The organism is Rhizobium skierniewicense Ch11, assembly GCF_023757665.1.
Classification (GTDB): domain Bacteria; phylum Pseudomonadota; class Alphaproteobacteria; order Rhizobiales; family Rhizobiaceae; genus Agrobacterium; species Agrobacterium skierniewicense.
In genome coordinates, this window is sequence record NZ_RXPG01000013.1 from 71793 (window position 1) to 81360 (window position 9568).

The following is a 9568-nucleotide window of genomic DNA, read 5'->3' on the forward strand; positions in this document are numbered from 1 at the left end:
ACGACGAACAAAGATTGCACAAACAATGTACAATTGTGGATTAAGAGGGGTGATGACGCAATCATTCGTGGTAAGTTCCGCCGCGTGAAGACAGAGAGCTTGGAGAAAAAGCTTTCTTCGACGCCCCATCGCGCCGATAATGGCGTCACAGTTTTGTCTGGGAGGATGACCATGAACCACGAAACGTACGACGATGAAACAATCTGTCGGATTTTGACCGACGTTAAAACCATTGCCGTTCTGGGAGCGTCGCCCAACTCATCCAGACCCAGCTATGGTGTCATGCAGTTTCTGCTGTCCAGAGGATACGCTGTGTTTCCGGTCAATCCGGGGCAGGAGGGCAAGGAAATCCTCGGCCAGAAGGTTTATGCCAAGCTCGCGGATATTCCGGAGGCCATCGACATGGTCGACGTGTTCCGCGCCGCAGACAACCTGCCTGCTATTGTCGACGAGGTGATCTTGCTATCGCCACGCCCAAAGGTGATCTGGGGCCAGCTTTCTGTCCGGCATGATGACGCAGCCGCCAGGGCCGAGGCTTACGGCATAGACGTTGTGATGAACCGTTGTCCCGCCATTGAGCATCCACGTCTCAATATCGCATGATAGTTAGCATAAGTCGCACTTATCATTCGCTGCTGGCGCAGTATGATTTCCCATGCCCTGACAGCAGGCAAATGTAATTTGGAGGGATATATGTCACAGAACAATCCGGGTTTTTCGACGCTGGCCATTCACGCCGGTGCCGAACCCGACCCGACCACCGGTGCGCGCGCCACACCGATTTACCAGACGACCGCCTACGCGTTTCGCGATTCGGATCACGCGGCTGCCTTGTTCGGACTGAAGGAATTCGGCAACATCTACACCCGCATCATGAACCCCACGCAGGCGGTTCTGGAAGAGCGGGTGGCAGCCTTGGAAGGCGGCACGGCCGCGCTTGCGGTTGCGTCCGGCCATGCCGCCCAGCTTCTCGTTTTTCACACGCTGCTGACATCGGGTGACAATTTCATCGCCGCACGCCAGCTTTATGGTGGCTCCATCAACCAGTTCGGCCAGTCCTTCAAGGGATTTGGCTGGCAGGTGCGCTGGGCGGATGCCGCCGATCCCGAAAGTTTCGAACGCCAGATCGATGAGCGCACCAAGGCGATTTTCATCGAAAGTCTCGCCAATCCCGGTGGCACCTTTGTGGATATCGCCGCGATTGCGGAGATCGCCCACAAGCATGGTCTCCCCTTGATCGTCGACAACACCATGGCCAGCCCCTATTTGCTGCGCCCCATTGAGCATGGTGCCGATATCGTGGTTCACTCCCTGACGAAATTTCTCGGCGGCCATGGAAACTCCATGGGTGGGATCATCGTCGATGGCGGAACGTTCGACTGGTCGGCCAACGATAAATATCCCGCGCTGTCCCAGCCAAGACCCGAATATTCCGGCGTCGTTCTGCATCAGACCTTTGGCAATTTTGCTTTTGCCATCGCAACCCGTGTGTTGGGTCTGCGGGACCTCGGCCCCTCCATCGCGCCGTTCAATGCCTTCCTCATTCTCACCGGAATAGAAACGCTACCGCTGCGCGTCCAGCGCCATTCCGACAACGCCCTTGCCGTTGCCAAGTGGCTGAGAGCGCATCCAAAGGTGAGTTGGGTCAACTATGCCGGTCTGGAGGACAGTGACAACTATGCGCTCCAGCAGCGCTACTCGCCAAAAGGCGCGGGTTCCGTTTTCACTTTCGGCGTGAAGGGCGGCTACGATATCGGAAAGGCGCTGGTCGAAGGGCTGCAACTGTTTTCGCATCTTGCCAATATCGGCGACACCCGGTCTCTGGTGATCCACCCCGCATCCACCACACATGCGCAACTGACCCCTGAACAGCAAACTGCAGCCGGTGCCGGACCCGATGTCGTGCGCCTGTCCATCGGTATCGAGGATGTGAAAGACATCATTGCAGACCTTGAGCAAGCGCTCGCCAAGGTTTGATCAAAAAGAAAGGTCGCCCATGACGCTTCGTCTCAATTTCAAGCCCGAGGGTGACCTCGCAAACGTCCAGCCTGAGGCGGGTGCTCCCGCACCCGACCGGCTGATCTCGGGCGACCCTCAATTCACCACCTGGAATATCGAGGAAGCCACCGGCGGCCTTTACGCCGGTATCTGGCAATCGACGCCCGGGAAATGGCGCGTTGAATATGACGAGTGGGAATATTTCAACATTCTGGAAGGGCATTCCATTCTGACCGAAGACGGTGCCGAGCCCATCCACCTGAAAACCGGCGACCGCATGATCCTCAGACCCGGCTTCAAAGGAAGCTGGGAAGTGATTGAAACGACTCGCAAGGATTATGTCGTCAGGTTGTGACGCTCATCATCACCAAACCAGATCCAGCCGCTCCAGCCCATGGAAATGATACACATCCTTCACCGTTGGCCGCTTTGATATGCGCAGACCCGGCAGTCGCTTGAACAGCAGTGGCAACACGATGTTCAGTTCCAGCCTTGCCAGCGGCGCGCCGATACAGAAGTGAATGCCTGCGCCAAAAGACAGGTTGGGTGCTTCGGCACGGTCGGGCTTGAAGGTCAGCGGTTCGCTGAATTTGCGCGGATCGAGATTGGCAGCGGCGAGGATGAGGCTGACTTTGTCACCACGTTTGAACGTGATCCCGTCAATCTCGACCCGCTCCAGCGCCCAGCGTTGGAAGATGTGCACCGGGGCTCCGATGCGCAACGTTTCCTCAACCACTCTCTCGGTCGACGCCTCGTCCTGAAACAGCAGGCCAGGGTCGTGGCCGCTTTCGAGGATGACGCGCACGGAGTTGCCAATCTGGTGAACGGTTGCCTCGTGCCCGGCGTTCAGCAGAACGATGGTGGTCGAAATCAGCTCGTCATCGGTAAGATACTGCCCCTTATGCTCCGTGTGGATCATGTGGCTCAGAAGATCGTCCTTCGGTTCGGCCCGGCGCTCTTCGATCACGCTGCGGACGTACTCGGAAAATTCCTGAGCGGCGCTATCTGCGGCCAGCTCATCCTCATGGCTTCGCTTGAACATATACATGCCGACATAGGCGTGCGACCATTTCAGAAGCTGCGGACCCATCTCTTCGGGAATGCCGATCATCCGCGCAATCATCGTCACGGGAATGATATCCGCAAAGGATGACAGCAACTCCGTCTTGCCCTTCGTCTCGAAGCGGTCGATCAGACCATTGGCGAGTGCTTCGATCTCCGGCTTCATCTTTTCCACATGGCGCGATACGAAAGCGCGGTTCACCAACGTCCTGAGCCTCGTGTGCTCCGGCGGTTCTATTTCCAGCAGCGAATGACGCTCAGCCGCATCGAAATGCCTGACGTGCTCTAAGGGCTGGGGAAGACCTATCTCTTCACGGGTCGCGACATGTAGGATTTGTCGTCCAAAGCGCCTGTCGCGCAGCAAAGCGTTCACATGGTCATAGCCGGTAAAGAACCACTGCTTCTGCTCTTGCCAATAAAAGGTTGGGCAGTGCTCATGCAACGCCTCATAAACGAGGTTGGGATTGCCATAAAAGGCGGGGTTGCGAGCGTTGAGCGACACAGACCGTTTCTCGGTGTCGATGTGGAGGAAATCAGGCACGTTTTTCATGCCCGATCCCTATCGCAAACCAACCGCTCACGGAAGTGATTCTATTCGCCGACAGCCACACCTTCACGACGTGGATCGGCGCTGCCAACAAGTCCGTTTCCTGTGATCTCAATGGCTTGCAGTCCTGAGTTCATCTCGCCCGGCTTCACCTCATAACCCATGGCTTTCAGCGGTTCTGCAAACTTTTCAGCATCCGTGCCCGCCTCGATATCATAGGTGCCGAAGCGATTGATCAGGTGTGGTTGCGCCACGATCTTTTCCACCGGCATGCCCCAGTCGATATAGGCAATCAGCGCCTGCGCAACGTAGCCGATGATCTGACTGCCGCCGGGCGAGCCGATGGCCAGAAGCGGCTTGCCGTCCTTCATGACGATTGTCGGTGCCATGGAGGAACGCGGGCGTTTTCCCGGCTCCACCCGGTTGGCGACCGGTAGCCCGCCATCATGTGTCTTGAAGGAAAAATCGGTCAACTCGTTGTTGAGAAGGAAGCCGTTGGTCATCAGCCGCGACCCAAAACCGCTTTCGATGGTCGTCGTCATGGACACCACATTGCCTTGGCGGTCGACGATCACGAAATGACTGGTGGATGGCATCTCCAGTGTCGGGCCACGGCCATAGAGCATTGCGTGATCCCATTGCGGTTCGCCCGCTTTGACCTCGTCGGCGCCAAGCGGCTTGTCGCCATCCAAAAGCGATGCGCGCGTCGCAAGATAGTCCTTCGTCAGCAAGCCCTTGGTGGGAAGTGGAAGGAAATCGGGGTCTGCCAGGTAGCGTTCCCGGTCTGCGAAGGCCAGCCGCTGTGCGTCGCCGATCAGGCGCCAGCTTTCGACATTTTCCGGTCCGAGCGCCTTGATGTCGAAGTTTTCGAGGGTGCCCAGCATCTGGCCGACGGCGACTGCACCAGAGGAGGGCGGGCCCATCCCGCAGACATCCAGCGCGCGATATGTGGCGCAGACCGGCTCACGCTCCTTGGTCCGATAATTCGCAAGGTCTGCCATTGAGAGCACGCCGGGATTGCCAGCTGCCTCTCGCACTGTCTTGACGATGGCCTCGGCAATCGGCCCGGTGTAAAACGCATCCGCGCCCTTGGTCGCAATGGTTTTGAGCGTTTGTGCATAGGCTGGGTTTTTCAGGACGGTGCCTGCCTTCAGCGACGCGCCGGAGGCATCGTAGAAATAGCCACGTGGTCCGTCGTATTTTTTCAGCCTTTCACCGTCCGACGCGATCAGCGATGCGAGGCGTGGCGAGACCTTGAAACCTTGGGAGGCGAGCGTTTCCGCCGGTTTGAAAAGCTCTGCCCACGGCGTTTTTCCGTATTTTTTATGGACGTCGGAGAGCAGGCGCACCGTTCCCGGTGTGCCGACCGAACGACCACCTATGACGGCATCCATGAATTTCAGCGGCTGGCCGCTCTCATCGAGGAAGAGCTTCGGTGTCGCTTCCATCGGCGCAGTTTCGCGTCCGTCGAACGTGGTCAGCTTTTTGGCTGCTGCGTCGTAATAGACAAGGAAGCCACCGCCACCCAGGCCGGAACTCTGGGGTTCGACGAGGCCCAGAACCGTTTGCACGGCAACGAGTGCGTCGATGGCGTTGCCGCCATCAGCGATGACCTTCCGGCCCGCTTCCGAGGCAAGAGGATTGGCCGCCGCAACCATGAAATCTTTCGTTTCGACACGGGTTGCTGCTTTTGTACCGGTTGCCCGTTCAGGCGCCAGCGTGTCCGATGCCTGTTGCGCCTGAGCGGAACCGGTGATGAGTGCGGACGATATCAAAAGGCTTGTGAAAAACCTGACGCGCATGACGAACCCTCTATTGCCTGTGTACGGCATGATGGAATCCCGGGCGTGCAAAGGTCAAGTCGTGGTCTATCGATTGGCGATATGCGATATGCGCGTCAAGGCTGCCACCTGTCTATCGGCATTGTTGTCGCATGGGTCCTCGTCTCGGTCATTGGCTGGCACGACAATGTTGATGGAGCCGTCACGCACCACCGTGCGGTTGCGACCTTCCTTCTTGGCGCCGTAAAGTGCGCGGTCTGACATCGTCAGCAGGATGTCGAGGACCGCGTCATCAGCAGTCTGGCAAAACACCCCTGCGCTGACCGTTGCCGAAAACGGTTTGCCATCTGCGACAATCTCCAGACGGCTGAACCGAATACGGATGGCTTCTGCCAGGATTGCAACCTTGGCGGGGTCGTCCGTCTCGACCAGGCAACCGAACTCCTCGCCACCCATCCGGATCAACAAGCCCTGGCCTTCCACGATCTGGCAGGCCTGCCCACAGAACCTGACCAGCACCTCGTCGCCACATTGGTGGCCGTAGGCATCGTTGATCTTTTTGAAGTTGTCGATATCGAAGAGGATGAAACCCAGATGTTTCGATGTGCCGACAAGCCCTGTTTTCAGCCTCCTAAACTCTTCCATCAAACCACGACGGTTCAGCGTTCCGGTCAGATGGTCGGTCATGGCAAGACGGTGCAGCCGTCGTTCCGCGTCTTCCATGAACATTTTAACGCTGATCATCATCAAGACGACGAAGCCGAACGCGCCTGCGATGGCAACCGGGGTCGTCAGCGGCACGATCTGGCCCGTCGCGTAATTATAGGGAATAACAAGAGAGGCAGCGATTGCGCCCATGAAGGCCTGGATGACGAGCGCTGCTGCCAGCACTTTCCGGGTTTTGGAAATGAAGTCCTTCGATGTCAGCAAAACGCCAGCCAGCATGAAATAGCCTATGGCGGCGCAGGCATGATAGAGGATGACCCGCGCTGCCATGGTGTCGCGCACGGGTGGAACGAACATGAAGGCGATCCAGGTCAGCGCCGGGATGGCAATCCAGCCTTCGATGCGGCGGTTCTCCAGTAGCAGAAGAGCCGCCAGCCAAAAACTGAACGCCGCCAGCACAGAAATGTTACCGATCTGGATGGACAGGAAATCGGGGATGGATCCGCGTAGCGCGACCAGAATGGCGCCGATGCCGACAAGCGCGAAGCCGGAAGCAAAACACAAGTGATGCTTTTTCGTGGTGTTGTGCAACCACAGTACGGCCAACACGGCTGAAAGCGTCAAGCTTTCCATAGACCAAATGAGCATGCCCGTCTTGGCGTCTAACACTGATCAAATCCCATCTGTCTGAACGGCTTATCGACGACACCACCGCACCGCTTTTCGCGCGGCCGCATTGCCATCTTGAAATCTTTCCCAGCAAAAATCCTTTAATCACCCGCAGGTGATAAAAATCCGGCTCGGCGACACTATCACGATGAAAAACTAAGAAGTCGTTTCTACTTCACGTTACGAGAGGCTACGATTGTTTTATTGTCGAAGGTTTAACCGTTGGTTGACCACTATTGCGTTTCACGGTTGATGAGGCCACTTATAGCTGGATTAGCCATGGTGCCTTTTCATGCAGCCCTGTAAGGCGACACGTGATTTTGCCGGGACGTCATTAAGGATATCCGTCACCTCAGTCTTGAAGAACCGGGCAATCACACTCTATGTAGAGAGTAGACGAATAGAATTGATTCCGGATGCCAACGGCTCCGGGTAAGAGTTGACAAAGGACGGACATGACAAATCCAGTTGATACCGCCATGGCTCTGGTGCCAATGGTCGTTGAGCAGACCAATCGCGGCGAACGGTCCTATGATATCTACTCGCGTCTTTTGAAAGAGCGGATCATCTTCCTGACTGGTCCGGTGGAAGATCATATGGCGTCGCTCGTTTGCGCCCAGCTGCTTTTCCTCGAATCGGAAAACCCGAAGAAGGAAATCGCGCTGTACATCAATTCTCCAGGCGGTGTGGTGACGGCCGGCATGGCGATTTACGATACGATGCAGTTTATTCGTCCCGCCGTATCCACGCTCTGCGTCGGCCAGGCCGCTTCGATGGGGTCGCTATTGCTGGCCGCCGGTGAAAAGGGCATGCGCTTCTGCACACCGAACGCCCGTATCATGGTTCATCAACCATCTGGCGGTTTCCAGGGGCAGGCATCCGACATCGAGCGCCATGCACGCGACATCATCAAAATGAAACGCCGCCTCAATGACGTCTATGTGAAGCACACCGGTCGTACGCTTGATGAAGTTGAAAATACGCTTGATCGTGACCACTTCATGGATGCTGATGAGGCCAAGAACTGGGGCGTCATCGACAAAATCCTGACATCGCGTCAGGAACTTGAGGGCGCTGTCGCCAGCTAGGCCGCCACTGAGTTGCACCGTATTCGACCTATCGAAGTCACATTCGGGGTTTAAACGGGAAAATAAAGCGGTAATAGTAGATATTAAGGCCGTGTTGAATTTTTATGACATAGCTTGTGGCCGTCCAACAAAAGCCTGATTCGGCTATGGGCGCTGATAACGAGATAAATGCCGAGGCATGCCTTGCCTTGGCTGTAGAGGGGAATTCGTTGCCGCCGCTTTCGGGTGTTTCACCTGAGGCGGTTAGTACCCCCCGGGAACGAAGCGGACAGGGAAGCTTGAGCGAAGCGGCCATGTCGGCGGACGGTAAGTTGACCGCGTTTCGCTTGGCGGAACTGCGGCGTGCTGGAAGGAAAGAGATATGAGCAAAGTCAGCGGCAGCAACGGCGGCGACTCTAAGAATACACTCTATTGTTCATTCTGCGGCAAGAGCCAGCACGAAGTCCGGAAACTCATTGCCGGACCGACGGTATTCATCTGCGATGAATGCGTCGAATTGTGCATGGATATCATCCGCGAGGAGAACAAGACATCGATGGTGAAGTCGCGCGAGGGTGTGCCCACCCCGCAGGACATCATCAAGATCCTCGATGAGTATGTTATCGGCCAGAAGCAGGCGAAGAAAATCCTGTCTGTGGCGGTTCACAACCATTACAAGCGCCTGGCTCACGCCTCCAAGAACGGTGAAATCGAGCTGGCGAAGTCGAACATCATGCTCGTAGGTCCAACCGGTTGCGGTAAGACCTATCTGGCGCAGACACTCGCGCGCATCATCGACGTTCCCTTCACCATGGCTGACGCAACAACACTGACCGAAGCCGGTTATGTGGGTGAAGATGTTGAAAACATCATTCTCAAGCTGCTCCAGTCTGCCGACTACAACGTTGAACGCGCCCAGCGCGGCATCGTCTACATCGACGAAGTGGACAAGATTTCCCGCAAGTCGGACAACCCGTCGATTACGCGTGACGTGTCGGGCGAGGGCGTTCAGCAGGCGCTTCTGAAGATCATGGAAGGCACGGTTGCCTCCGTTCCTCCACAGGGTGGACGCAAGCATCCGCAGCAGGAGTTCCTGCAGGTGGATACGACCAACATCCTGTTCATCTGCGGCGGTGCGTTCGCTGGCCTCGACAAGATCATTTCTGCCCGTGGCGAAAAGACCTCCATTGGGTTTGGCGCGACGGTGAAGGCGGAAGACGATCGTCGTGTTGGAGAAGTGCTGCGCGAACTCGAGCCGGAAGATCTGGTCAAGTTCGGCCTTATCCCGGAATTCATCGGTCGTCTGCCCGTTCTGGCAACGCTCGAGGATCTCGATGAGGATGCGCTGATCCAGATTCTGTCGGAGCCGAAGAACGCGCTGATCAAGCAGTACCAGCGTTTGTTCGAGATGGAAGACGTGGAACTGACGTTCCAGGGAGATGCTCTTCGGGAGATCGCCCGCAAGGCGATTACCCGCAAGACCGGTGCTCGTGGATTGCGTTCGATCATGGAGAAGATCCTGCTCGATACGATGTTCGAGTTGCCGACGCTGGAAGGTGTTCGCGAGGTTGTCATCTCTGACGAGGTCGTCAGCGGCGCCGCGCGTCCTCTCTACATCTATGCGGATCGTCAGGAAGAGAAAGCCAACGTTTCGGCCTGATCTCTCATCAACCGTTGATCACAGTGAAAGACCCGCCTCTGGCGGGTCAGACTGCTGACAAACCCCTGGTCACATCGGGGGGGTTATGATTCATTGGGACATGTTGAAGAAACCTGCT

8 protein-coding genes are annotated in these 9568 nt (G+C 56.6%); 5 read left to right on the forward strand and 3 right to left on the reverse strand.

Features of this window, described 5'->3' with window-relative positions:
• The first annotated feature begins 171 nt into the window (after positions 1-171).
• The 3 genes from EKM04_RS12230 (at position 172) to EKM04_RS12240 (ending at position 2353) form a co-directional block, all read left to right on the forward strand.
• On the forward strand, positions 172-603 hold the full coding sequence (locus EKM04_RS12230) for a CoA-binding protein (protein WP_183897625.1): 432 nt from the start codon (positions 172-174) through the stop codon (positions 601-603).
• A gap of 90 nt (positions 604-693) precedes the next feature.
• A complete protein-coding gene (locus tag EKM04_RS12235; RefSeq protein ID WP_183897624.1) occupies positions 694-1977 on the forward strand; it encodes an O-acetylhomoserine aminocarboxypropyltransferase in 1284 nt (427 codons plus the stop codon).
• A gap of 19 nt (positions 1978-1996) precedes the next feature.
• Positions 1997-2353 (forward strand): cupin domain-containing protein, encoded by a 357-nt coding sequence (locus EKM04_RS12240; protein WP_183897623.1) that lies wholly within the window; start codon positions 1997-1999, stop codon positions 2351-2353.
• 9 nt (positions 2354-2362) lie between these two features.
• Here the strand turns inward: EKM04_RS12240 and EKM04_RS12245 are convergent, their stop codons facing one another.
• The 3 genes from EKM04_RS12245 to EKM04_RS12255 form a co-directional block, all read right to left on the reverse strand.
• Positions 2363-3610 carry a cytochrome P450 gene (locus EKM04_RS12245; RefSeq protein ID WP_183897622.1) on the reverse strand — a complete coding sequence of 416 codons (1248 nt, stop codon included), beginning with the start codon at positions 3608-3610 and terminating at the stop codon, positions 2363-2365.
• Positions 3611-3651: 41 nt separating this feature from the next.
• Positions 3652-5409: a gamma-glutamyltransferase gene (gene ggt / locus EKM04_RS12250; RefSeq protein ID WP_183897677.1), complete on the reverse strand. Its 1758-nt coding sequence runs from the start codon at positions 5407-5409 to the stop codon at positions 3652-3654.
• Between the two features lie 66 nt (positions 5410-5475).
• Entirely contained in the window at positions 5476-6702 is a 1227-nt protein-coding gene (locus tag EKM04_RS12255) for a GGDEF domain-containing protein (RefSeq protein WP_210290189.1), read from the reverse strand.
• A 476-nt stretch (positions 6703-7178) separates the two neighbouring features.
• On the opposite strand from EKM04_RS12255, the gene clpP reads away from it, so the two are divergent.
• Both clpP and clpX read left to right on the forward strand, forming a co-directional pair.
• The gene (gene clpP / locus EKM04_RS12260) at positions 7179-7811 is read left to right on the forward strand and encodes an ATP-dependent Clp endopeptidase proteolytic subunit ClpP (protein WP_174152712.1); all 633 of its coding nucleotides are present in this window, start codon (positions 7179-7181) and stop codon (positions 7809-7811) included.
• A 361-nt stretch (positions 7812-8172) separates the two neighbouring features.
• Entirely contained in the window at positions 8173-9450 is a 1278-nt protein-coding gene (clpX, locus tag EKM04_RS12265; RefSeq protein WP_174152713.1) for an ATP-dependent Clp protease ATP-binding subunit ClpX, read from the forward strand.
• Positions 9451-9568 lie beyond the last annotated feature (118 nt).

Coding starts and splice junctions, on each gene's coding strand:
- EKM04_RS12230 (WP_183897625.1), top strand. CDS start 172: ATGAACCACGAAACGTACGACGATGAAACAATCTGTCGGATTTTGACC.
- EKM04_RS12235 (WP_183897624.1), top strand. CDS start 694: ATGTCACAGAACAATCCGGGTTTTTCGACGCTGGCCATTCACGCCGGT.
- EKM04_RS12240 (WP_183897623.1), top strand. CDS start 1,997: ATGACGCTTCGTCTCAATTTCAAGCCCGAGGGTGACCTCGCAAACGTC.
- EKM04_RS12245 (WP_183897622.1), bottom strand. CDS start 3,610: ATGAAAAACGTGCCTGATTTCCTCCACATCGACACCGAGAAACGGTCT.
- ggt (WP_183897677.1), bottom strand. CDS start 5,409: ATGCGCGTCAGGTTTTTCACAAGCCTTTTGATATCGTCCGCACTCATC.
- EKM04_RS12255 (WP_210290189.1), bottom strand. CDS start 6,702: ATGCTCATTTGGTCTATGGAAAGCTTGACGCTTTCAGCCGTGTTGGCC.
- clpP (WP_174152712.1), top strand. CDS start 7,179: ATGACAAATCCAGTTGATACCGCCATGGCTCTGGTGCCAATGGTCGTT.
- clpX (WP_174152713.1), top strand. CDS start 8,173: ATGAGCAAAGTCAGCGGCAGCAACGGCGGCGACTCTAAGAATACACTC.